Source organism: Caballeronia sp. NK8, assembly GCF_018408855.1.
Classification (GTDB): domain Bacteria; phylum Pseudomonadota; class Gammaproteobacteria; order Burkholderiales; family Burkholderiaceae; genus Caballeronia.
This window is the reverse complement of the sequence record NZ_AP024323.1, coordinates 405,624-427,516: the sequence shown is the minus strand read 5'-3', so window position 1 is coordinate 427,516 and position 21,893 is coordinate 405,624. Positions and strand designations below refer to the sequence as shown.

The following is a 21,893-nucleotide window of genomic DNA, read 5'->3' as shown; positions in this document are numbered from 1 at the left end:
CCTCGTTGTCGATGTGTTCAGGAATGGCCGACCTCGCGTTCGCCTTCGAGCGGCTCGACGGTCAGCGTGAGACCGTGACGCGAAAGCACCCGCACGCGCGCGCCTTCGCCCGGCAATGCCGCCTGCGCGGCCGAGCGCACGCGCCAGCGTTCGCCCTGCACGCGCGCCCAGCCGTTGCCGACGTCGGGCGCCGCGCCTTCGTTCGTCAGCATCACGCCGACACTGCCGAGCATCGCTTCGGCGCCGCTCACGACGGGCCGCTTGCGCGCCTTCAACGCGACGCCCGACACGGTGAAGACGAACAGCGCCGTAAACAGCGCGAGCCCGATGACGACGCCGATCGGAACGCCGAAGCCGGGAACATCGGTATCGATCAGCATCAGCGCGCCGATCGCGAACGCGATCACTCCGCCGATGCCGAGCGAGCCGAACGTCGGCAGAAACATTTCCGCGACCAGAAAGCCCAGTCCGAGCACGATCAATCCCAGTCCGACGAAATTGATGGGCAAGAGTTGCAGAGCGAACAATCCGACCAGCAGACAGATCGCGCCCGCGACGCCCGGCAGCACCATGCCGGGATTGGCGAACTCGAAGAAGAGCCCGTACATGCCGATCATCATCAGAATGAGCGCGACGCTCGGGTCCGTGATCGTCGCGAGAAAGCGGCTGCGCCAGTCCGGTTGCAGCGCGAGCAGAGGCGCCTGCTTCGTCGCGAGCACGTGAGCCCCGCTCGCGGTGGTCACGCGCCGGCCGTCGAGTTTCGCGAGCAGATCGGGCACGTCGCTGGCGGTCAGGTCGATCACTTTCTGCTCCAGCGCTTCCGTCGCCGAGAGCGCCACCGCTTCGCGCACCGCGCGCTCGGCCCATTGCACGTTGCGCCCGCGCAATTGCGCGAGGCCGCGTATGTAGGCGGCGGCGTCCTGCATCTGCTTGCGGGTTTCGGTCGACTGTGCGGTCGCGGCCTTGCTCGCACCCGCCGGCTCGCGCTCCGATCCGCCCAGGCCGAGTTGAACCGGCGACGCCGCGCCGAGATTCGTGCCGGGCGCCATCGCCGCGATATGGCTCGCGTAGGTGATGTACGTGCCCGCGCTCGCCGCGCGCGCGCCGCTCGGCGCGATGAACGCGGCGACCGGCACCGGCGACGCGAGAATCGCCTGAATGATCGAGCGCATCGAGAGATCGAGTCCGCCCGGCGTGTCGAGTTCGAGCACGGCAAGTTGCGCGTGTTCGTCGGCGGCGCGGGCGAGCGCGCGCACGACGAAATCCGCGCTCGCCGGGCCGATCGCGCCTTTGAGCGGAATCACGACGACCGGCGCGGCGGCGGCTGCGCTCATCGGCGTGCTTAACGGCGTGAACAGGCACGCGAACAGCAGCAGCGCGCGGCACACGCGCCTCCACAGCCAGTCAGCGAGGTTCGTTCTCATCGGCGAAAACCGCAGACGCGGGCGCGTCACGGTTCCTCGTGTTCGGTCTCCCTTTCAGCTTAGGCCAATTACGCGATCACGGCCGCCGTGTCGTGCGGTCGATGACTTTTTCGACATCGGCCGTCTCGCCGAGCGCCGATACGAAGCGCGCCTCGTCGAAATCGCGCGACACGCAGCCGTCGAGATAGATGAAGCGGCGCTGCAGCGTGAGCCACAGGCTCGTTTTCTCGCGCCACTGCAGCGACGCGTTCAGGGAATTCAGACGCCGCGTCACGCTTTCGGCGATTTCCTTGTCGTAGTCGTAGCTGTTCGCGAGACGGCAGCGGCCCGCGATCCAGCAACTGTTGCCGCGCTCGATGCGGTAATGCGCTTCGTCGAGCCATTCCTGCGTTGTTTCGAGCGGGCCGAGCGGCGCGGCGCAATCCGCTATCGCGCTCGATACGTGCAGAAAGGGATCGTTGCCGCGGTTCTCCCGCGTGTCGTCGGCGCGCGATGCGAGCGATGACGCGGCCAGCACGGCGAGCGCGAACACCGTTCTGCCTTTTGAAAGCCTCTTGTTCATCGTGCGCGCCTCTGAACGAGCCATCGTCCAGACAGCATAACGTTGCGCGGAGAAGCCGGTAAACTCACCGTGTGGCCACTCTCGCAGCGAGACCGACATGAAACAGGCACTTCATCATCTGACGGTCGCGACAGGCTCGCGCGGCCTGCACGAAGTCACCCGCGACATCGATCACTGGATCGATCTTCAGGACGTCCGCACCGGCCTGCTCACGCTGTTTTGCCGCCATACGTCGGCATCGCTGCTGATTCAGGAGAACGCCGACCCCGACGTGCGCGCGGACCTCGAGCGCTATTTCGAAACGGTGGCGCCGGAGGCGCCCGGCCGTTACGTGCACGACACCGAAGGCCCCGACGACATGCCCGCGCATCTGCGCACCGCGCTCACCACCGTGCAGCTGTCGATTCCGGTCGAGGCCGGCCGGATGGTGCTCGGTACGTGGCAAGGGATCTACGTATTCGAGCATCGGACGGCGCAGCAAGATCGCGAACTCGTCTTGCATCTGATCGGCGAGTGACCTAGTATACGCACCGCGTATATTCTGGGAGCGGTGACGGTGACTCAAGATCTCCAGCAGCAGACGATTCTTCGCGACGCCATGCGGCGTCTGAACATGACCCGCGACGCGTTCGCCGCGCGCATCGGTGTGACGCGGCGGGCGCTCGATACGTGGCTGCTGCCGGACGAATCGCCGGAATCGCGCGCGATGCCGGAAATCGCGGCGCGCTATGTCGGAGAGATTCTGGGCGGCATGCCGGACGCGTCCGCATATACGCAAAGCGCATATCAGACAATCGAATTCGAAGGCCGGCCGCAACTGCTCTCGATCGACCAGTTTTCGCGCGAATCGGCTGAAGCGCTGTTCCGCACGGCGGACATGATGCAGCCCATCGCGCGCCGCAAGAAGATCACGCGCGTGCTCGAAGGCGCGGTGCTCGCCAATCTGTTCTTCGAAGCCAGCACGCGCACCCGCGTGAGCTTCGGCGCGGCGTTCGCGCGGCTGGGCGGCTCGGTCTGCGACACGACCGGCTTCACCTTTTCGTCGATGGCGAAGGGCGAGTCGATCTACGACACGAGCCGCGTCATCAGCGGCTATGCGGACGCGATCGTCGTGCGGCATCCGGAGCAAGGCTCGGTCGCCGAATTCGCGCGCGCGACGAATATCCCCGTCATCAATGCCGGCGACGGTCCGGGCGAGCATCCGAGCCAGGCGCTGCTGGATCTGTACACGATCCAGCGCGAGTTTTCGCGGCTCGGAAAAATCGTCGATGGCGCGCATATCGCGATGGTCGGCGATCTCAAATACGGCCGCACCGTGCATTCGCTCGCCAAGCTGCTCTCGCTCTACAAGGGGCTGAAGTTCACGCTCGTGTCGCCGCGCTCGCTGGAGATGCCGGCGCATATCGTCGATCGCATCACGCGCGGCGATCACGTGATCGAGCAGACGAGCGACCTGCGCGCGGGACTCGTGGGCGCGGACGTCGTGTACGCGACGCGCATTCAGAAAGAGCGTTTCGCCGATGAGTCCATCGAAGGCTATACGCCGGATTTCCAGATCAATCGGGCGCTCGTCGACGATGCATGCGGTCGCGACACGCTCATCATGCATCCGCTGCCGCGCGACAGCCGCCCCGGCGCGAACGATCTCGCCACCGACCTGAACCACGACTCGCGCCTCGCGATCTTTCGCCAGACCGACAACGGCATTGCGGTGCGAATGGCGATTTTCGCGGTGCTGCTGGGCGTCGAGCATCAGGTGCGCCATTCGATGCGCGACGCGGCGTGGAAATCGCCCGCTTCGATCGGCCCGGACGATGCCGTGTTCCAAGGCTTCGATTGATACGTTTTTTACACGCCGCACCCATCTCTTGGCGTGACGTTTATTAAAGGCGGCCTATGCTTCTACACAAGGAATACGTGAGGGAGCAACAGTCATGGATATGTCGCTTGCATGGGTTGCCAGCCGTGGAAAATTACATGCTGAAGGTTTCGGCGCGTGCCAGCGGGTTCGCATTCTGGCGCTGGCTCGATTCGCGGATAGCGAGGCGTCGCGAGAGCGTATCCGCGCGCTGTTTCATTCGCCGCTCGGGATTTATGTAAGTCAGGCGCAGCGTGAAGGCTGCGAGTTGCGGCTCGAATTCGATACGGCCAGAGAGGACCTCGCGTTCACGCTGCGCACGTTGAAACGTGTGCTGCCGGAAGCGTGTGTCGAGGAAATCGCGCCGCGTGTGTTTGCGCATCGGGCATGCACGCGCGGCGCGGATTGACAGCTCATGCTTTCGATGACTCGATCAGATCCGGATGATGCTCACGCATGAATTCGGCGTAGGGCTTCATCCGCGCGAATTCTTCATCGGAAAGCTCCCATGTGTCCGGATCCAGCGCAATGCCTCGATTGATTTCTTCATTCTCCTCGGGCGTGGGAAGGATGAAGCCATTTACGGTTCTTTGCATTTCGATTTACCTCTCTGTCGTTGGCGCGGCGCAGGCTGATGATGCGCCGCGTCTCGTTTCTCCACGTGAAGACCACGCAGAATATTCGGCCGCGGATAGGTGTGTAGCCCACCTCACGAACCTCTCCATAATCCCGACGGTCGTCTACCTCCAGCACGACGTCGTCCCATGCGATCTCTCTCGCAAGGTCAAGCGACACGCCGTGCTGAATCCGATTGATCGCGTCCTTCAACGGGTCAAACGTGATGTCGATGTGCATTCATTGCGGTTCCCAGAAGTAGAAGTGACAAGGCGCGAAAATTCTGATTTGCGGATTGCTATTAATCCGAAGTCCGAACGATTCGCGTCACTTCATTTTTCTGAAAACCTCAATGCTTTTCTATAGACCGATTGGCTAACGAGCACGTATGCTTCTGCAACTTTTCCGACGACGCTCAACTGCCCGTTTGGAGCGCATGCTAACGAGATCACGCGCGTGTTTGCGCGTCGATCAAGCACGCGCGGCGCGGGTTAAACGTCACGCTGCCGACGGCTCGCTAGCCATCGACCGCTCTTGCTGATAACGGGGGGATATTTTCAGTTTCAGAAAGTCATCGTAGGAAAGATTCCACGTATCCGGATCAAGTTCGATGCCTCGCTGAATCTCGGCCTCTTCTTCAGGCGTGGGAAGGATGTATCCTTTATACGTTTGTCGCATATCGGTTTATCTCTCTTTTGTTGGCACGGCGCAGACTGATGATGCGCCGCTTTTTGCTTCTAAGCGTGTACACCACGCAGAAAATGTGGCCGCGAATCAGCGCGAATCCAACTTCGCGAACCTCTCCGTAATCGCGACGACCGTCCAGCCTCGGCACGACACCATCCCATGCGATTTCTTCCGCAAGGTCAAGCGACACGCCATGCTGTATCCGATTGATCGCGTCCTTCAACGGGTCAAACGTGATGTCGAAGTGCATTCATTGTGGTTCCCAGAAGTAGATGTGACAAGGCGCGAAAGTTCTGATTTGCGGATTGCGATTAATCCGAAGTCCGAACGATTCGCGTCACTTCATTCTTCTGAAAACCTCAGGGCTTTTCTATAGACCGATTGGCTAACGAGCACGTGTGATCCTGCAACTCTTCCGACGACGCCCAGTTGCCCGGCTGGACGTGATCGTTGAGCAGAAAGAATGCAGGCGCGCCATCGCCGCGCACGGCGCCTGCGAGCAACAGCGTCTGTTCGCCCATCGTCTGGCCGCGACGGGCGGCATAGGGTGCGACAAGCCTGAAGGGATCGGTATGGGCGAGATCGGCGTCGTCGATGCGGATCGCGCTGTAGACATGGCCGCGCAGCCGCACCGGCAGCGGCGCCCACTCGGTGCCGATGCCCGGACCCACTTCGCGCAGCGTCTGCGCGACATCGGACGCGAGGCAATCGATATGAATATGCAACTGGTTCTGCGTGCGCCCGCTCGCGGAATTAATCGCGAGCGAAACCTCATCGCGCGGCAACGTGCGACGCAGCGCTCGGTCCACATACACGCGCGCATGCCACGCATCGCGAAAGTAGTTCGGCGCATTCGGCTGGAGCAATTCGGGGCTTTCGATGCCGCTCACGCGCGCCGTCGGAATCAGCAGAAACTGCGCGATGCCGACGATATCCTTCAGCACCGCATAACCGCCCGGAAGATTCACGTCCGCGCATTTCTGCTGCACGTGCGCGCCCTCGGCGGCAGGCTCGCAATAATCGTGGACGATCTCCCACAGCGCGTTCGGATTGGCCGCGCACGCGAGCGGCAGACAGAGGACGCCTAGCGCGGCGAGGAAGCGGAGTGTCGTTTTGCTTTTCATCGGCATGATCGGGCGGCGAAAGATAAACAGCCTGCCGGATTATGCTTGCAAGCGCGTGAAAGCGCTTCGAAACGCGACAAAGCCCCGCGTCACGAGGACGCCGGGGCTTTTTCGGCAAACGCGACTCAGGCCGCTTCGGCGCGATTCACCGGATGCGGTTCCTTCAGCTTGTTCGCGACGCGCGCCGCCTCGAAGTACGACGCGTTCGGCGGACGCTTCAGATACTGCCCGGCGCCGCGCTCCGCGCGCAGATCGCCGTTCGCCCATGCGAGCGCGCCGCGCGTGAGCGTGTGCGTCGCGACGCCTTGCACCGTCATGCCTTCGAAGACGTTGAAGTCCACCTTCTGATGATGCGTCTTCACGGAGATCGTGCGCGTCGCCGCCGGATCCCATACGACGAGGTCCGCGTCCGCGCCCACCTGCACCGCGCCCTTGCGCGGATAGAGATTGAAGATCTGCGCGGCATTGGTCGAGGTCACGCGCACGAACTCGTTCGGCGTGAGACGTCCCATGTTGACGCCGTGATGCCACAGCACCGACATGCGATCCTCCACCCCGCCGCAGCCGTTGGGGATGCGCGTGAAGTCCTCGCGTCCCATCGCCTTCTGCGATGCGCAGAACACGCAGTGATCGGTCGCCGTCGTATGCAGTTGACCCGATTGCAGGCCGCGCCACAGCGCTTCGCGATGCTCGCTCGTGCGAAACGGCGGGCTCATCACGTGCGCGGCAGCGCGCGTCCAGTCCGGATCGCGGTACACCGATTCATCGATCACGAGATGTCCCGGCAGCACTTCGCCGAACACGCGCAGCCCGTCGTTGCGCGCCTTCGCGATCACATCGACGGCATCTTTCGCCGATACGTGCACGATATAGAGCGGCACGCCGAGCACTTGGGCGATGCGGATCGCTCGATTGGCCGCCTCACCCTCCACTTCGGGCGGACGCGACAACGGATGCGCTTCCGGCCCTGTGAAGCCCTTCGCGAGCAGTTGCTTCTGCAACTGAAAGACGAGCTCGCCGTTTTCCGCGTGCACCGTCGGCAGCGCGCCGAGTTCGAGCGAGCGCGTGAAGCTGTTCACGAGCACTTCGTCGTCGGCCATGATCGCGTTCTTGTAGGCCATGAAGTGCTTGAAGCTCGACACGCCGTGTTCGTGCACGAGCAGGCCCATGTCGCGATGCACGGACTCGTCCCACCACGTCACCGCAACGTGAAAGCCGTAATCCGCCGATGCCTTTTCGGCCCAGCCGCGCCATTCCTTGAACGCGTCCATGAGCGGCTGCTTCGGGCTCGGAATCACGAAGTCGATGATGCTCGTCGTGCCGCCCGACAGCCCCGCCGCCGTGCCGGTGTAGAAGTCGTCGCTTGCGGTGGTGCCCATGAAGGGCAGTTCCATGTGAGTATGCGGATCGATACCGCCGGGCATGATGTACTGGCCACCGGCGTCGACGATCTGTGTATCGGCGGGGAGGTCGAGATCGGTGCCGATGGCGAGGATCGTTCCGCCCGCTTGCGGGTCTGCGCAGAGCACGTCGGCGCGGTAGGTGCGGTCGGCGTCGATGATCGTGCCGCCGCGGATCAGGATAGGCATGAAAGTCTCCTGGGGGTTGTTCGGTTGGTTCGTTCGTGCTTCTATGGAATCGAAAAAATCTCAGGCACTCAAAACGCCGGCCCGCGGGCTCCCCCGCAACTTCATCCACGACCCATAGACGATAGCGGCAAGCACGAGCCCCACGAACCACGCATACGTGTAGAGCGTATTGAAGAAGCCCGGCACGCCCGGAAACGAAGCCGGAAACGCGGTATGCAAGAACCCCGGCAAATTCGGCAACACGCCGACCAGAAGCGCGACGACCGCCGCGATATTCCAGCCGCCGCTATACGAATACTCCCCGTCTTCATCGAAGAGTTCGCGATGATCGAGCTCTGTGCCGCGAATGAAAAAGTAATCGACCATCATGATGCCCGCAACCGGCCCGAGCAGCGCCGAATACCCGACGAGCCAGGTGAAGATATACCCTTGCGTGGTCGCGAGAATCTTCCACGGCATCATGACGATGGCGATCGTCGCCGTGATCATGCCGCCCGCGCGATAAGAAATCCCCTTCGGCCAGAGACTCGAAAAATCATAAGCAGGCCCGACGAGATTTGCAGCGAGATTGCAGCACATCGTATCGAGCGTGAGGATGACCAGCGCGACCCCCACGCCGACGCCCGTCATGCGGCTCGTAAGATCGATCGGGTCCCAGATCGCCTTGCCATAGATCACGACCGTTGCCGAAGTCACCACGACCGAAATCACCGAAAGCAGCGCCATCGGAAAAGGCAGTCCGATCGATTGCCCGATCACCTGATCGCGCTGCGAACGGGCAAAGCGCGTGAAGTCGGGAATATTGAGCGCAAGCGTCGCCCAGAAGCCGACCATCGCCGTGAGGCCCGGCCAGAACGTCGCCCAGAAAAGGCCTTCCTTCTTGCCGCCAACAACGAACTGCGAAGGCGCCGAAAGCATCGAGCCGATGCCGCCCGCCTTCGTCGTCGCCCACCAGACGAGCGCGACGCACATCACGACCTTGATCGGCGCCGACCAGCTTTCGAGCCAGCGAATCGAATCCGTGCCGTGCCAGATGAAGTAGAGTTGCAGCGCCCAGAACACGAGAAAACACGCGAGCTGACCGAGCGAAATATCGATCAGGGGCAGCGCCGCGCCGTGCATGGCGTTGCCGGTGAGGATATTCAGGAGCGTATAGATCGCACTGCCGCCCAACCACGTTTGAATGCCGTACCATCCGCACGCGACGATCGCGCGCAGCAACGCCGACAGCTTCGCGCCCTGCGTGCCGAACGACGACCGCACGAGCACCGCATACGGAATGCCGTGCTTCGCCCCCGCGTGGCCGATCAGCAACATCGGCACCAGCACGATCACGTTGCCGAGCAATACCGTCGCGACCGCCTGCCACGGCGACATGCCCTGATCGGTGAGACCCGCAGCCAGCATGTACGACGCGATGTTCATCACCATGCCGACCCATAGCGCCGCGAAGTGATACCACTTCCAGGTGCGCTGCGCCGGGCCGGTCGGTGCGAGGTCCTCGTTGTACAGACTGCTCGTCTCGACGTTATGCGCTGTCTGATTCATCGGATGCACTCCGCTTGAGTGTGCTGTTGATCATGGAAAATTCAACGACGACGAGCGCTGCTTATGTTCACGCCGCTTTCGCGGGCTCCTCTGCCACGACGCGAGCCGGATTGTTCGGATGCGTGGTCCAGTTCGCGTATTCGCCGGCATCGACGCGTTCCATCGTGATGCACTGCTCGACCGGGCACACATGCATGCACAGATTGCAGCCGACGCATTCCGAATCCACCACTTCGAAATGCCGCTTGCCGTCCTTCTCCTTCAGGATCGCCTGATGCGACGTGTCCTCGCAGGCGATATAACACAGCCCGCACTGGATGCACTTGTCCTGATCGATGCGCGCCTTGATGTCGTACTTGAGATTGAGATACTTCCAGTCCGTCACGTTCGCCACCGCGCGGCCGCGAATGTCGTCGAGCGTCGCGTAGCCTTTCTCGTCCATCCAGTTCGAGAGGCCATCGGCGAGATCGGAGACGATGCGAAAGCCGTAGTGCATCGCCGCCGTGCATACCTGTACGCTGCCCGCGCCGAGCACCATGAACTCGGCCGCATCGCGCCACGATGAAATCCCGCCGATGCCCGAGATCGGCAGATTCGGCGTCTCGGGATCGCGCGCGATTTCCGCGACCATGTTGAGCGCGATCGGCTTCACAGCCGGACCGCAATAACCGCCGTGCGTGCCCTTGCCATCGACGGTCGGCATCGGCGCCATCTGATCGAGATCGACCGCCACGATCGAGTTGATCGTGTTGATCAGCGACACGCCATCCGCCCCGCCCTTGAATGCCGCGCGCGAGCCCATGCGGATATCGCTGATGTTCGGCGTGAGCTTCACGAGGCACGGCAGCTTCGTGCCTTCCTTCACCCAGCGCGTGACCATCTCGATGTATTCGGGCACCTGTCCCACTGCCGCGCCCATGCCGCGCTCGCTCATCCCGTGCGGGCAGCCGAAGTTCAGTTCGACCGCGTCCGCGCCCGTATCCTCCACCTGCGTGAGAATCCACTTCCAGTCACGTTCGTTGCACGGCACCATCAGCGAGACGATCAGCGCGCGGTCGGGCCAGTCGCGCTTCACCTGCTCGATCTCGCGAAGGTTCACGTCGAGCGGACGGTCGGTGATCAGTTCGATGTTGTTCAGCCCCGCGATGCGCTGCCCGTTCCATTGCACCGCGCCATAGCGCGAACTCACGTTGACTACGTGCGGATCGAGCCCGAGCGTCTTCCACACGACGCCGCCCCAGCCCGCCTCGAACGCGCGGTTGACGTTGTAGGCCTTGTCGGTGGGCGGCGCGGACGCGAGCCAGAAAGGATTCGGCGACGTGATGCCGGCAATGTTGCAAGTCAGATCGGCCATGTTTTTTCGCTCCTTTATCGGTCAGGCGGCCTTGATCGCAGTCAGCTCGAACGAGGCGTCGATGGACGCCGCCGCGAGCTTGCCGTCCTGCACGGCCTGCACGGTGAGATCGAGTCCTTCATGGGTCGCGCAATCGCCGCCGGCCCACACTTTCGCGAGCGTCGTCTGACGGTTTTCATCGGTCACGATGCGCCCTTCGTCGAGCGTCAGCAGCGCCCGGTCGACGCCGATCGGCACGAGCGTCTGACCGATCGCCTTCAGCACCATGTCCGCTTCGATCACGAAGCGTTGCGCGTCACGCTCGAACTCGACGCCGGTCACGACACCGTTATCGCCGATCAATCGCACGGGCTTCGCGTGCGTGACGATGCTCACGCCGTTGGTCTGCGCGAACTCGCGCTCGGCCCACGTCGCGCTCATGTTCTCGACGCCGCGCCGGTACGCCATCGTCACGTTGGTCGCGCCGAGCTTCCGGCTTTGCACGCACGCATCGACCGCGGTATTGCCACCGCCGATCACGACCACGCGCCGTCCGACCGCCACGCTCGCGAGGTCATCGGCCTGACGCACTTGTTCGATGAAATCGACCGCGTCCATCACGCCATCGAGCGATGCGCCTTCGAGCCCGAGCTCACGCACGCCCGCGAGACCGAACGCGATGAACACCGCGTCGTACTGCTTGCGCAACTCGTCGAGCGTGAAGTCGCGGCCGAGCGACTGCCCCGCTTTGATCTCGATACCGCCGATCGAATACAGCCATTCGATCTCGCGCTGCGCATAGTCCTCGACCGTCTTGTACGCGGCGATGCCGTATTCGTTGAGGCCACCGGGCTTCTCGCGCGCATCGAAAATCACCGCGCGATGTCCGGCCAATGCAAGCCGGTACGCGCACGCGAGCCCCGCCGGTCCTGCGCCGACGATCGCGATGCGTCGTCCGGTCTCCGGCGCGCGCTTGAACAACGCGACGCCCTTCTCCATCGCCCAATCGGTCGCGTGACGTTGCAATGCGCCGATTTTCACGGGTTCGTCGCCCGGATGATTGCGCACGCAACTACCTTCGCAAAGAATCTCGGTCGGGCACACGCGCGCGCACATCCCGCCGAGCGGATTCGCCGACAGAATATCGACGGCCGCGCCCTTCAGGTTGCCGTTGCCGATCTTGCGGATGAAGCCAGGAATGTCGATGCTCGTCGGGCACGCCTGCACGCATGGCGCGTCGTAGCAGTAGTGGCAGCGGCTCGCGGCGGCTGCCGCGGCAGTAGCGTCGAGCAGCGGCGCGACGTCCGCGAATTCGCATGCGAGTTGCTCGTGCGTGAGGCGATGGCTCGCGATATCGCCGGTCTGTTTCAGGGTCATGCGCGTTCCTTGTGAAGACGTACGACTACCCGCCGTCCGCGTGTCGTGACGCGGACGGTGCTGAAGGTAAAAGAGAAAAGCGCTGCCTACGAAGCCGGTTCCGACGCGCGCTCCAGCATCGCGTGCAGCAGCACGTTCGCGCCCGCCTCGATCCATTCCAGCGACGCGTCTTCGATTTCGTTATGGCTGATGCCGTCGACGCAAGGCACGAACACCATCGAGGTCGGCGCGACCTGCGAGAGATAGCACGCGTCGTGGCCCGCGCCCGACACCATGTCGCGATGCGAATAGCCGAAGCGCTGCGCCGCCGCGCGCACGGAAGCCACGCAAGCGGCATCGAACTTCACGGGTTCGTAGTAGAAGATCTGTTCGAGTTCGGTCGACAGGCCGATCGCGCCCGCGATGCGCTCGACGCCTTCACGCAGCGCGGCGTCCATGCGCGCGAGCACGGCATCGTCGGGATGACGGAAATCGACGGTGAAGAACACGCGGCCGGGAATCACGTTGCGCGAGTTCGGATGCACCTGCATCATGCCGACCGTCGCGCACGCGAGCGGCGCATGGTCGAGGCCGATGCGGTTCACGAGATCCACCACGCGCGACGCGCCGAGCAGCGCGTCCTTGCGGCGCGGCATCGGCGTGGGGCCTGCGTGCGCTTCCTGGCCCGTCAGCGTGATCTCGTACCAGCGCTGGCCTTGCGCATCGGTCACGACGCCGATCGTCTTGTCCTCGGCTTCGAGAATCGGCCCTTGCTCGATATGCAGTTCGAACGCCGCATGCAGCTTGCGGCCGCCGCACGGCAGATCGCCCGCATAGCCGATGCGCTTCAGTTCCTCGCCGATCGTCTTGCCATCGACGTCCTTGCGCGAGAGGCCGTAATCGAGCGAGAACACGCCCGCGAACACGCCCGATGCGACCATCGCCGGGGCGAAGCGCGAACCTTCTTCGTTGGTCCAGATGACGACTTCGATCGGATGTTCGGTTTCGATGCCGCGATCGTTGAGCGTGCGGATCACTTCGAGCCCGCCGAGCACGCCGTAGATGCCGTCGAAGCGTCCGCCGGTCGGTTGGGAATCGGCGTGCGAGCCGGTCATCACGGGCAATGCGTCGAGGTTGCGCCCCGCGCGGCGCATGAACACATTGCCCATCTGATCGACGCTCACCGTGCAGCCCGCTTCCTTCGCCCAACTAACGATGAGGTCGCGCCCCTCCTTGTCGAGATCGGTCAGCGCGAGACGGCAGACGCCGCCTTTCGGTGTCGCGCCGATTTTGGCCATCGTCATCAGGCTGTTCCATAGACGTTGACCGTTGACCCTGATGGACGTATCGAGACCAGCCTCTCTGATTGCATCCGTTACAGCGTTCATTCGCCTCGCTCCTTACGATCTGACTTCGTATGTGAGTGACTTCGTTTCGTGCATGCCGGGCGTTCGCGGTGCAATGCCGCACGCGCCCGGTGCACGGTTTCTGTTATGCGATGAATGTTGCCGGCGACGCTTTTTCTGATGCTTCGAGCGTTCTTCAAATCCTGTCCAGTTGGACAGGTTGTAGCCGATTAAAATAAGCAAATCAACGTCTTTCGTGCGCGGGCAAACACGAAAACCGTCAAGCGATAAGCGTGCCATTGCAATGCAGCATCCGCTGGCGCTGGTTCTGGCGAAGATTTCGTCGCGATGCAGCGCGGCGTGCACGAACGGCGCGATTCAGGCACGATGCGGCACACACGGGACAAGAATTCGACGATGAAACACGACGACACGGCGGACCACGTCCGGGAAAACGCGGACACTGCGCCACCCTTGCGACGGCGCAAGGCGCAGATTCGCGAGAGCAACGAAGCGCAGCTTCTGGCCTGCGCCGAAGAAGTTTTCGCGGAGAAAGGGCTGGAAGGCGCGAGCACGGCGATGATCGCCGAACGCGCCGGCTTGCCGAAGGCCAACCTGCACTACTACTTTCCGACAAAGCTCGCGCTCTATCGTCGCGTGCTGGAAGACCTGTTCGAGGACTGGCATCGCGCGGCGGACACTTTCGAATGCAGCGACGATCCCGTCGACGCGATCGGCGGCTATGTGCGCGCGAAGATGGAGTTGTCGAGGAGAAGACCGCTCGGCTCGAAAGTGTGGGCGAGCGAGATCATCCACGGCGCGCATCACATGCAGGACATCCTCAACGAGCGCGTGAAGCCGTGGCTCGATACGCGCGTGACGGTGATCGAAAGCTGGATCGCGCGCGGCTTGCTCGCGCCGGTCGAGCCGGACACGTTCATGTTCATGATCTGGGCGATCACGCAACACTATGCCGACTTCGACGCGCAGATTCGTGCGCTCAAGGGCAAGCGCGCGCTCACGCGCAAAGCCTTCGATGAACAGACGGAGGAAGTCGTGCGCCTCGTGATTCGCGCGTGCGGGGCGGTGTCTCCGCGCGTCGAAGAAAAACACGACGCGCAATGAAAAACGCCGGTCGCTCGATAGCGGCCGGCGTTCGACTTGCTGCTTACTGCGTTACTGCGCTACTGCTCTACAGCTTCACTGCGGTACTGCAACTGCATTTCTCGCATGGTATTGCTACTGCCAACGCTTTGCTGCACATCTACCGCTACTGCCTGCTGCTACTGCCTGGTTGAGCGCCAAGTGGCGCTCCGATCAGTGACCGAAGTAGACCGAGTTGCGATCCGACATCGACACGTTAGCGCGCGCCACCGGAGCCGCCGCACCCGATTGCGACGTGCCGGCCGTCGAAGGACCGTAAGCCGAAACGCCGTTTTCAGCGTTCACACGCGCTTGCGCGGCCTGAAGATTCTGCGGGTAGTTCACGCGATCTTCCGACGGGTTGTAGCCGGCCTTTTCCAGTTGAACCAGTTCGGCGCGGACTTGAGCGCGGGTCAGCGGCGCGTTGTCCTGTGCGAATGCGAAAGTCGGAGCGGCCAGAGCGCTGGCGATGACGAGTGCGGGAACGAAAGCCTTGATCATGATGAACCTCCAATAGTCTTGTTTTGAAATCGAAACCGAATCGGAAGCTTTTTAAGTAGTTTCTGATTTCGTTTCGCTTGAAAACAGTGTAGGAGGCATCGACCTTAGGGGAAACCCCAATTTTAACGAAACATAATTGTCCGGACCGCAACAATGCGTTTCGCGGCGTGATTCGCGCGATCCGCCGATCCGGACGCAAAGCGCGGTCTAAGTTGTTGTTTTTAATGGATATGCACTTTTCGAAAGATGTGCGCAATCGATTCCAGCGCATACCGTCATTACGGCTTCGCCAGCAATTCGCCATTCACGCGCCAGCCGCCGCGGTCGTCATATAGGCAAGCGCGGCCGTTACCAGCTCGCGCAACAGCGGCTGAACCCGACTCGCGCGCGCTTCGTCGTAAGCGAACGGCGCCGATTCTTCCATGTAGCTGACTTGCGTCAGTTCGAGTTGAAGCGCGTGCACGCCCTCTCCGGGCCGGCCATACCGCCGCGTGATGTAGCCGCCCTTGAAGCGCCCGTTGGCCACCGTCGAATAACGGCCATCGCGCTCGACGATCCCTGCGAGATGCTCGGCCAGCCCCGGCGCCGCCGACGCGCCGTCCACCGTGCCGAAGTTGAAATCGGGCAGGCGTCCGTCGAAGAAGCGCGGCACCACCGAGCGGATCGAATGCGCTTCCCACAACAGCACGCGGCCATGCGCCTGCCGCAAGGCGTCGAGTTCGCGAGCGAGCGCATCGTGATACGGCTGCCAGTACATCGCGCGGCGCGCGTCGATCTGTTCGCGCGACGGCTCGCGGCCCGGCTTGTAGAGCGGCGCCTTGTCGAAGGTATCGACCGGACACAGTCCCGTGGTGTCGCGGCCGGGATAGAGATTCGCGTCGTCGGGCGGACGGTTCAAATCGATCACATAGCGCGAATATGCCGGCGTCAGGATCGATGCGCCCAGATCGCGCGCGAATGCATAAAGCCGTTCGAGATGCCAGTCGCAATCCTCGACGCGCTGCGCAATCGGCGTCATCTCGGCGGCAAGCGCGCAAGGAATCTGCGTGCCCCGGTGCGGAATCGAAATCAGCAGCGGCGCGCTGCCGTGTTCCAGCGTGAAAATCGAAGATTCGTTCATGAGATGACCTTAAGGTTCAACCCAGCAAGTCGCGCAACGCGGCGCGATAGCGCGTGAGCGCCTCGTCTTCCTGCGCGTGGCGGCGCGCATCGATCACCTTGCGCCCCGACACGAAGACATCGCGGATCGGCGTCTCGCCATGCTCGCAGAACACCGCGCTCGACAGCCAGGTGTCGCGCGCATGGCCGCCGATGCCCGGATGCGCGTCGTCGAGCACGAGCCAGTCGGCGCGCTTTCCCTGCGCGAGCGCGCCGACAGGCCGCCCGGTCGCGTGCGCGCCGCCATCGAGCGCGGCGTCGAAAAGACGGTCGGCGGGACGGCTCTGCGTCGGCGATGCCAGCACGTTGCGCTGGCGACGGCACAGCCGCTGGCCGTATTCGAGCAAACGCAGTTCCGAGCGCCAGTCGACGCCGACATGACTATCCGAGCCAATGCCGATGCGCCCGCCCGCATCGAGATAATCGCGCGACGGAAACACGCCGTCGCCGAGATTCGCTTCGGTCGTGAGACACAGTCCCGCGACCGCGCCGCTCGCCGCGAGCCGCGCGCATTCGTGTGCATCGACGTGCGTCGCGTGCACGAGGCACCAGCGCTCGTCGACGTTGAAGCGTTCGAGAAGCCATTCGACCGGACGATGCCCCGTCGCGGCCACGCACGCCTCCACTTCGGCGACCTGTTCCGCCACGTGGATATGCACCGGCGCATGATCGAAGCGCGCATCGAGCTCTTCGAGGACCGCCGCGAGCGATTCGCCTCCGACGGCCCGCAGCGAATGCGGCGCGACACCGTATCGGCGCGCGCCGTTTTCGGGCCGCGCGCGGGCGAGCGCGTCGATCAATGCAAGCAGCGTGTCGGGCGTGTTCAGAAAGCGCCGCTGATCCTCGCGCGGCGCGCTCTTGTTGAAGCCGCTGTATTCGTACAGCACCGGCAACATCGTGATGCCGATGCCCGCGCGCTCGGCTGCATCGACGACGCGCTCGGCGAGTTCGGCGCGGTTCGCGTAGGGCGCGCCATCGGGTGCGTGATGCACGTAATGGAACTCGCACACCGACGTATAGCCCGCCTTCAGCATCTCGATGTAGAGCCAGTGCGCGATATCCGCGAGCGATTCGGGACCGATTCTCGCGGCGAAGCGGTACATGAGATCGCGCCAGCTCCAGAACGTATCGGCGACGCTCGCGCGATATTCGGTGAGGCCTGCCATCGCACGCTGGAAGGCGTGCGAGTGGAGATTCGGCATGCCGGGCACGACCGGCCCTTTCGCACGTTCGACGCCCGCCGGCGGCGCGCTGTCCGGCGCGACGCGCACGAGCGTGCCGCCGTCGTCCCATTCGAGCAGCACGTCGCGCCGCCAGCCTTCGGCGAGGCGCGCGTGGTCCGCGAAGAATGCGTTCATCCTGTCTCCTTCTTATGTCGATGCGCGGCTGTTCGCCGTCTTTACACCCTGTCGATACCGACGTGCAGCCACGATGCGCCCTTTTTCACCTCGCAGTCCAGCGCGGTCGCACGGTCGAGACACAGCGTGTCGCCTGCTTCGAGCGTATGGCGTGCGTCGTCGTCGGCTTTGACATCGATCCTGCCGCGCGCGCAGTGGATGAACGTCAGCTCGTGAGCGGGCGTGAGCGCGCAGGAAGCGTGGTGGACATCGACCGTCGCGCGGGCGCGGTCGCGCCGCACCATCACGTTGAAATCGCGCGTCGGGCCGTCGATGAGCGTCGCGTGGATCGGCGTTTCGCCGGCGAAGCGCGCGCTCGCAAGCGATGTGTCGAGCGTGTGCGCGCGGCCATCGGCTTCGGTCAGACGCATGCCCGCGCCATCGAGCAGTACGAGCACGCGATCGACGCCCGCGAAGGTCGAGAACGCGCCGTCGGACGCCACGTCGGCGAGCGACAGACGCCACGCGAAGGCATCGAACGAGGCGCCTTGCGGCCCCGCCGCGATCTCGCGCGTGACGCCGCCGCCGTTTTTCCACGGCGCGGGCGTGAGCGAAGCGGCGCGAATGATCGTCATGTTCAGAAGTGCCCGGTGAATTGATAGCGGTCGCCCGGATGCCAGAGATTCGCGACCGATGCGACCGCATCGCGCGACCACGTGCGCCGATGCAGCAGCAGACACGGCTCGTGCTCCGCCATCGCGAGCGCGGCGCGAATCTCCGCCGACGGCACCGACGCCTCGATCCGGTACTCCACGCGCTGCAACGGCGCGGCGGCCATCAGGTACTGATTCGGCGTGATCGTCGTGAAATCCTGGCGCGCGTATTCGGGCGCGAGCGCGGGATTCACATAGCGCTCTTCCATCTGCACGGGTTCGTCGTTCTCGAAGTGCAGCACGCGCGAATGAAACACCGGGCTGCCGAGCGCGAGATGCATTTCGGCGGCGAGCGCTTCATCGACGATGGACGCGCCCAGATGTAGCACCTGCGCGCGATACGCATGGCCGCGCGCGACAATTTCATCGGAAATGCTGCGAATCTCGACGAGCGTCGACGCATATTTCGGCTGCGCGACGAAGGTGCCCGCGCCCTGCACGCGCGTGAGCACCTGTTCCGAGGTCAGCTCGCGCAGCGCGCGGTTCACGGTCATGCGCGCGACCTTGAACTCGCGCGCGAGCTCGTTCTCGGAGGGCACCTGATCGCCCTCCTTCCACTCGCCGATGTGAATGCGCTGGAGAATGTAATCCTTGATCTCCTGATACGCGGGCGTGTTCATGCAGGCTGTTCCGACGCGAACGAGAACGGGCTGTGCCGCGCGATCGCGCCGTCCTGCACGAGTGTCGCGATCGCGGCTATATCCGGCGCGAAGTAGTGATCGAGGTCGTAATGCGCCACTTGCGCGCGCAGCGTTTTCATGACTTCGGAGAGCGGCGCGCTGGTCTGATGCGGCGCGCGCAGATCGACGCCCTGCGCCGCCGCGAGCAGTTCGATCGCGAGGATGTTCGCCGTGTTGCTCGCGATGTCGCCGAGCTTGCGCGCGGCGAAGGTCGCCATCGACACATGGTCTTCCTGATTCGCCGACGTGGGCAGCGAATCCACCGAAGCCGGATGCGCGAGCGTCTTGTTTTCGGATGCGAGCGCGGCCGCCGTGACGTGCGCGATCATGAAGCCCGAGTTGACGCCGCCGTCACGCACCAGGAAAGGCGGCAGTCCGGAGAGCGTCGCGTCGATTAGCAGCGCGATGCGGCGTTCCGCCAGCGCGCCGATTTCGGCGGCGGCGAGCGCGAGGTTGTCGGCGGCGAACGCGACCGGCTCCGCGTGGAAATTGCCGCCGGACAGCACTTCGCCGGTGTCGGGGAAGATCAGCGGATTGTCGGAGACGGCGTTCGATTCGATCAGCAGAACTTCGGCGGCGTGGCGCATCTGGTCGAGACACGCGCCCATCACCTGCGGCTGGCAACGCAGGCTGTACGGGTCCTGCACCTTCTCGCAATCCGCGTGCGACAGATTGATGCCCGAGCCCTTCAGCAGCGTGCGGTACGCCGCTGCGGCGTCGATCTGTCCGCGATGCCCGCGCAGTTCATGGATGCGCGCATCGAACGGCACGACCGAGCCCGCCGCCGCATCGACCGACAGCGCGCCCGCGACGAGCCCGGTGCGAAACAGGTCTTCGATCGCGAAGAGGTTGTACAGCGCGAGCGCCGCAGACGCCTGCGTGCCGTTCAGCAACGCGAGGCCTTCCTTCGCCTGCAGCATGAGCGGCTTGAGGCCCGCGACCGCGAGACCGTCGAGCGCGCTCGCGCGTTCGCCGCGAATCATCACTTCGCCGATGCCGAGCAGCACCGTCGACATATGCGCGAGCGGCGCGAGATCGCCCGAGGCGCCGACCGAGCCCTTGACCGGGATGATCGGCAGCACGTCGGCGTTGAAGAGCGTGATGAGCGCGTCGATGACTTCGCGGCGGATGCCCGAGTGGCCGCGCCCGAGGCTCGACAGCTTGAGCGCCATCAGGAGACGCACGACCGGACGCGACATCGGCTCGCCGACGCCCACCGCGTGCGACAGCACGAGATTCTTTTGCAGCAGTTCGAGTTGGTCGGCCGGAATGTGCGTGTTGGCGAGCCGCCCGAAACCCGTGTTGATGCCGTAAGCCGGATCGCCTTTCGCGGCGATCGCGGCGACGGCGCGCGCGCTCGCGTCGATCGCCCCGAAGCTCGCCGGATCGAGTTCGAGCGAGTCCGAGCCTCGCGCGATGCGGCGCAGTTGCGGCAGGGTCAGTTTTCCGGGCGTGAGCGTGATCATGGTTCGTCCTGTCTATACAAGTTAGACTCAAGTCTAAACGGGCTAGAAGGACGAAACAAGGGGATATCCGGGATATCACTAGGATCGCCCGGCGAATTTCTACAACACTTGTCTATACAGATTTGACGATTTACAGCACTTTTTCCATCACGAACTGGACGAAGCGCTGTTCCCGCACGATGACCGCCCGCGCGAGCAGCATATCGAATCCGCAATATTCGAAGAAAGGCCGTCCGGTGACGCTCGAATAAGTGTGCAGCGTGGTCAGGCCGGCTTCGTCGGCTTCGGCTTCGATACGCGCGAGCAGCGACGTCGCCACGCTTTTACGCTGATGCAGCGGATCGACGAACATCATGTCGATGAGGCCGTTTTTTTCGAGATCGGCGAAACCCGCGAGTTCACCGTCGACGAGTCCGACCCACGTCGGACGGCTCAGGCGGGCGAGTTCCCATTCGTCGCGGTCGGTTTGCGCCCAGGCTTCGATTTGCGCCTGGTTGTAATCGGCCGACGCCGTTTCGCGAACGGCGCGTTGGAACAGATCGATCACACCGTCGAGATCGCTTGCACGATACGGTCTGACATCGATGAGCGGCAGCCCTGACATTTCATCACCTTCGTTACTGTCAAAAGAAAAACAAAAAAACCGCTGCAATGGCAGCGAGGGTCCAGCGTTGAAAACGCGGAAAAAAGAGTGTTTGGGGAACGGCCAGGCGCGCGCAAACGTTCAAATCGCGGGAAATGGATGATGGACGTGCGCTGCCGCCGGTTCGTTCAGGAAGCCACCACCACCGTCGCGATACCGAGCGCCGTCATCAGAAGCGATGCGCAAACATGAATCGCGATCTCCGCGAGCGCCCAGCCGAGCCGCCCTTGCTGAAGATGCGCGACCACTTCGGCCGAAAAGGTCGAAAACGTGGAAAGCCCGCCCATCAATCCGGTAATGATGAAAAGTCGCCACTCCACCGAGATATCGGGAAAGCGAGCGAAGAAGGCGACCGCCACGCCGATGATGTAGCCCGCGATGACGTTGGCCGCGAACGTGCCGAGCGGCAAATTCGGAAAAATCGCATTCAGGCGTAGCCCGAGAACCCATCTGAGCAGCGACCCCAGTCCGCCACCGAGTCCCACGGCGATGATCGACAGATACATGAAAATGTTTGAGTGATTCGAAATTAACTGCGTTATGCCTCGCGGGCGAGCCGGTCGATCAGCGCGCCGCGGCTCGCCTCGACGATCCAGCCTTCCTTGTGCCGCACATGCGCCGCCCACGTCCCGTCGCGCCGTTGCTCCCAGCAGCCGGCGTCGTGCCCGTCGATGAAAAGCGAGCCGCGCACGACGAGTTGCGGATCGGCGGGGTCGAGCACTTCGTCATCGTTGTGTTCGAGCTTCACGGTGTGCATGAGCGTCGTCTGCAAAAACACGTCAAGACCGGAGCCGGTCCTGCAAGTGGCTC

General features: G+C 63.3%; 25 protein-coding genes. 5 read left to right on the top strand and 20 right to left on the bottom strand.

Annotation, left to right across the window (positions count from 1 at the left end; translation table 11 throughout):
- Positions 1 to 17: 17 nt before the first annotated feature.
- Both NK8_RS16595 and NK8_RS16590 read right to left on the bottom strand, forming a co-directional pair.
- Complete coding sequence (locus tag NK8_RS16595; protein WP_213230392.1) at positions 18 to 1,334, bottom strand: nodulation protein NfeD; 1,317 nt, start codon at positions 1,332 to 1,334, stop codon at positions 18 to 20.
- A gap of 166 nt (positions 1,335 to 1,500) precedes the next feature.
- Positions 1,501 to 1,986, bottom strand: coding sequence for a BON domain-containing protein (locus NK8_RS16590; RefSeq protein WP_213230071.1), 486 nt, complete (start codon positions 1,984 to 1,986; stop codon positions 1,501 to 1,503).
- A gap of 97 nt (positions 1,987 to 2,083) precedes the next feature.
- Between NK8_RS16590 and NK8_RS16585 the strand changes: the two genes are divergently transcribed.
- The 3 genes from NK8_RS16585 (at position 2,084) to NK8_RS16575 (ending at position 4,253) form a co-directional block, all read left to right on the top strand.
- Positions 2,084 to 2,503: a secondary thiamine-phosphate synthase enzyme YjbQ gene (locus NK8_RS16585; protein WP_213230069.1), complete on the top strand. Its 420-nt coding sequence runs from the start codon at positions 2,084 to 2,086 to the stop codon at positions 2,501 to 2,503.
- An 81-nt stretch (positions 2,504 to 2,584) separates the two neighbouring features.
- Positions 2,585 to 3,826: an aspartate carbamoyltransferase gene (locus NK8_RS16580; RefSeq protein WP_301549885.1), complete on the top strand. Its 1,242-nt coding sequence runs from the start codon at positions 2,585 to 2,587 to the stop codon at positions 3,824 to 3,826.
- A gap of 94 nt (positions 3,827 to 3,920) precedes the next feature.
- Positions 3,921 to 4,253 carry a hypothetical protein gene (locus NK8_RS16575; protein ID WP_213230065.1) on the top strand — a complete coding sequence of 111 codons (333 nt, stop codon included), beginning with the start codon at positions 3,921 to 3,923 and terminating at the stop codon, positions 4,251 to 4,253.
- A 137-nt stretch (positions 4,254 to 4,390) separates the two neighbouring features.
- On the opposite strand, the gene NK8_RS16570 is transcribed toward NK8_RS16575, so the two are convergent.
- From NK8_RS16570 to NK8_RS16530, 9 genes are all read right to left on the bottom strand, one after another.
- Entirely contained in the window at positions 4,391 to 4,699 is a 309-nt protein-coding gene (locus tag NK8_RS16570; protein ID WP_225936316.1) for a BrnT family toxin, read from the bottom strand.
- Positions 4,700 to 5,120: 421 nt separating this feature from the next.
- On the bottom strand, positions 5,121 to 5,396 hold the full coding sequence (locus NK8_RS16565) for a BrnT family toxin (protein WP_213230063.1): 276 nt from the start codon (positions 5,394 to 5,396) through the stop codon (positions 5,121 to 5,123).
- Between the two features lie 109 nt (positions 5,397 to 5,505).
- Positions 5,506 to 6,270, bottom strand: a complete 765-nt coding sequence (locus NK8_RS16560; RefSeq protein WP_225936315.1) for a CDP-diacylglycerol diphosphatase — start codon at positions 6,268 to 6,270, stop codon at positions 5,506 to 5,508.
- 125 nt (positions 6,271 to 6,395) lie between these two features.
- On the bottom strand, positions 6,396 to 7,859 hold the full coding sequence (hydA, locus tag NK8_RS16555) for a dihydropyrimidinase (RefSeq protein ID WP_213230060.1): 1,464 nt from the start codon (positions 7,857 to 7,859) through the stop codon (positions 6,396 to 6,398).
- 60 nt (positions 7,860 to 7,919) lie between these two features.
- On the bottom strand, positions 7,920 to 9,407 hold the full coding sequence (locus NK8_RS16550; RefSeq protein WP_213230057.1) for an NCS1 family nucleobase:cation symporter-1: 1,488 nt from the start codon (positions 9,405 to 9,407) through the stop codon (positions 7,920 to 7,922).
- 67 nt (positions 9,408 to 9,474) lie between these two features.
- Positions 9,475 to 10,761 (bottom strand): NAD-dependent dihydropyrimidine dehydrogenase subunit PreA, encoded by a 1,287-nt coding sequence (gene preA, locus NK8_RS16545; protein ID WP_213230055.1) that lies wholly within the window; start codon positions 10,759 to 10,761, stop codon positions 9,475 to 9,477.
- A gap of 21 nt (positions 10,762 to 10,782) precedes the next feature.
- Complete coding sequence (locus NK8_RS16540; protein WP_213230053.1) at positions 10,783 to 12,117, bottom strand: NAD(P)-dependent oxidoreductase; 1,335 nt, start codon at positions 12,115 to 12,117, stop codon at positions 10,783 to 10,785.
- Positions 12,118 to 12,203: 86 nt separating this feature from the next.
- On the bottom strand, positions 12,204 to 13,484 hold the full coding sequence (locus NK8_RS16535) for a Zn-dependent hydrolase (protein WP_213230052.1): 1,281 nt from the start codon (positions 13,482 to 13,484) through the stop codon (positions 12,204 to 12,206).
- A gap of 12 nt (positions 13,485 to 13,496) precedes the next feature.
- A complete protein-coding gene (locus NK8_RS16530; protein WP_213230051.1) occupies positions 13,497 to 13,808 on the bottom strand; it encodes a hypothetical protein in 312 nt (103 codons plus the stop codon).
- Positions 13,809 to 13,859: 51 nt separating this feature from the next.
- On the opposite strand from NK8_RS16530, the gene NK8_RS16525 reads away from it, so the two are divergent.
- Positions 13,860 to 14,567: a TetR/AcrR family transcriptional regulator gene (locus NK8_RS16525; protein WP_213230050.1), complete on the top strand. Its 708-nt coding sequence runs from the start codon at positions 13,860 to 13,862 to the stop codon at positions 14,565 to 14,567.
- Positions 14,564 to 14,740, top strand: coding sequence for a hypothetical protein (locus tag NK8_RS16520; protein ID WP_213230049.1), 177 nt, complete (start codon positions 14,564 to 14,566; stop codon positions 14,738 to 14,740). Before NK8_RS16525 ends, NK8_RS16520 begins: the two co-directional genes overlap by 4 nt.
- A 19-nt stretch (positions 14,741 to 14,759) precedes the next feature.
- Here NK8_RS16520 and NK8_RS16515 read toward each other — a convergent pair whose 3' ends face one another.
- The 9 genes from NK8_RS16515 to NK8_RS16475 form a co-directional block, all read right to left on the bottom strand.
- A complete protein-coding gene (locus NK8_RS16515) occupies positions 14,760 to 15,083 on the bottom strand; it encodes a DUF4148 domain-containing protein (protein WP_162068213.1) in 324 nt (107 codons plus the stop codon).
- 307 nt (positions 15,084 to 15,390) lie between these two features.
- A complete protein-coding gene (gene hutG / locus NK8_RS16510) occupies positions 15,391 to 16,206 on the bottom strand; it encodes an N-formylglutamate deformylase (RefSeq protein WP_213230048.1) in 816 nt (271 codons plus the stop codon).
- 16 nt (positions 16,207 to 16,222) lie between these two features.
- The gene (locus NK8_RS16505; protein ID WP_162067197.1) at positions 16,223 to 17,602 is read right to left on the bottom strand and encodes a formimidoylglutamate deiminase; all 1,380 of its coding nucleotides are present in this window, start codon (positions 17,600 to 17,602) and stop codon (positions 16,223 to 16,225) included.
- A 41-nt stretch (positions 17,603 to 17,643) separates the two neighbouring features.
- Positions 17,644 to 18,216, bottom strand: a complete 573-nt coding sequence (locus tag NK8_RS16500; RefSeq protein ID WP_162067196.1) for a HutD family protein — start codon at positions 18,214 to 18,216, stop codon at positions 17,644 to 17,646.
- 2 nt (positions 18,217 to 18,218) lie between these two features.
- On the bottom strand, positions 18,219 to 18,914 hold the full coding sequence (gene hutC, locus NK8_RS16495; RefSeq protein ID WP_162067195.1) for a histidine utilization repressor: 696 nt from the start codon (positions 18,912 to 18,914) through the stop codon (positions 18,219 to 18,221).
- Positions 18,911 to 20,440 (bottom strand): histidine ammonia-lyase, encoded by a 1,530-nt coding sequence (gene hutH, locus NK8_RS16490; protein ID WP_213230047.1) that lies wholly within the window; start codon positions 20,438 to 20,440, stop codon positions 18,911 to 18,913. Before hutH ends, hutC begins: the two co-directional genes overlap by 4 nt.
- Positions 20,441 to 20,570: 130 nt before the next feature.
- Complete coding sequence (locus NK8_RS16485) at positions 20,571 to 21,044, bottom strand: GNAT family N-acetyltransferase (RefSeq protein WP_162067193.1); 474 nt, start codon at positions 21,042 to 21,044, stop codon at positions 20,571 to 20,573.
- Positions 21,045 to 21,211: 167 nt separating this feature from the next.
- Complete coding sequence (gene crcB, locus NK8_RS16480; protein WP_035501472.1) at positions 21,212 to 21,589, bottom strand: fluoride efflux transporter CrcB; 378 nt, start codon at positions 21,587 to 21,589, stop codon at positions 21,212 to 21,214.
- 32 nt (positions 21,590 to 21,621) lie between these two features.
- Positions 21,622 to 21,840: a hypothetical protein gene (locus NK8_RS16475; protein WP_162067192.1), complete on the bottom strand. Its 219-nt coding sequence runs from the start codon at positions 21,838 to 21,840 to the stop codon at positions 21,622 to 21,624.
- Positions 21,841 to 21,893 lie beyond the last annotated feature (53 nt).

Coding starts and splice junctions, on each gene's coding strand:
- NK8_RS16565 (WP_213230063.1), bottom strand. CDS start 5,396: ATGCACTTCGACATCACGTTTGACCCGTTGAAGGACGCGATCAATCGG.
- NK8_RS16580 (WP_301549885.1), top strand. CDS start 2,585: ATGCGGCGTCTGAACATGACCCGCGACGCGTTCGCCGCGCGCATCGGT.
- NK8_RS16485 (WP_162067193.1), bottom strand. CDS start 21,044: ATGTCAGGGCTGCCGCTCATCGATGTCAGACCGTATCGTGCAAGCGAT.
- NK8_RS16570 (WP_225936316.1), bottom strand. CDS start 4,699: ATGCACATCGACATCACGTTTGACCCGTTGAAGGACGCGATCAATCGG.
- NK8_RS16590 (WP_213230071.1), bottom strand. CDS start 1,986: ATGAACAAGAGGCTTTCAAAAGGCAGAACGGTGTTCGCGCTCGCCGTG.
- NK8_RS16475 (WP_162067192.1), bottom strand. CDS start 21,840: ATGCACACCGTGAAGCTCGAACACAACGATGACGAAGTGCTCGACCCC.
- NK8_RS16585 (WP_213230069.1), top strand. CDS start 2,084: ATGAAACAGGCACTTCATCATCTGACGGTCGCGACAGGCTCGCGCGGC.
- crcB (WP_035501472.1), bottom strand. CDS start 21,589: ATGTATCTGTCGATCATCGCCGTGGGACTCGGTGGCGGACTGGGGTCG.
- NK8_RS16525 (WP_213230050.1), top strand. CDS start 13,860: ATGAAACACGACGACACGGCGGACCACGTCCGGGAAAACGCGGACACT.
- hutH (WP_213230047.1), bottom strand. CDS start 20,440: ATGATCACGCTCACGCCCGGAAAACTGACCCTGCCGCAACTGCGCCGC.
- NK8_RS16505 (WP_162067197.1), bottom strand. CDS start 17,602: ATGAACGCATTCTTCGCGGACCACGCGCGCCTCGCCGAAGGCTGGCGG.
- hydA (WP_213230060.1), bottom strand. CDS start 7,859: ATGCCTATCCTGATCCGCGGCGGCACGATCATCGACGCCGACCGCACC.
- NK8_RS16595 (WP_213230392.1), bottom strand. CDS start 1,334: ATGAGCGCAGCCGCCGCCGCGCCGGTCGTCGTGATTCCGCTCAAAGGC.
- NK8_RS16520 (WP_213230049.1), top strand. CDS start 14,564: ATGAAAAACGCCGGTCGCTCGATAGCGGCCGGCGTTCGACTTGCTGCT.
- NK8_RS16575 (WP_213230065.1), top strand. CDS start 3,921: ATGGATATGTCGCTTGCATGGGTTGCCAGCCGTGGAAAATTACATGCT.
- NK8_RS16560 (WP_225936315.1), bottom strand. CDS start 6,270: ATGAAAAGCAAAACGACACTCCGCTTCCTCGCCGCGCTAGGCGTCCTC.
- hutC (WP_162067195.1), bottom strand. CDS start 18,914: ATGAACACGCCCGCGTATCAGGAGATCAAGGATTACATTCTCCAGCGC.
- hutG (WP_213230048.1), bottom strand. CDS start 16,206: ATGAACGAATCTTCGATTTTCACGCTGGAACACGGCAGCGCGCCGCTG.
- NK8_RS16540 (WP_213230053.1), bottom strand. CDS start 12,117: ATGACCCTGAAACAGACCGGCGATATCGCGAGCCATCGCCTCACGCAC.
- NK8_RS16535 (WP_213230052.1), bottom strand. CDS start 13,484: ATGAACGCTGTAACGGATGCAATCAGAGAGGCTGGTCTCGATACGTCC.
- NK8_RS16500 (WP_162067196.1), bottom strand. CDS start 18,216: ATGACGATCATTCGCGCCGCTTCGCTCACGCCCGCGCCGTGGAAAAAC.
- preA (WP_213230055.1), bottom strand. CDS start 10,761: ATGGCCGATCTGACTTGCAACATTGCCGGCATCACGTCGCCGAATCCT.
- NK8_RS16550 (WP_213230057.1), bottom strand. CDS start 9,407: ATGAATCAGACAGCGCATAACGTCGAGACGAGCAGTCTGTACAACGAG.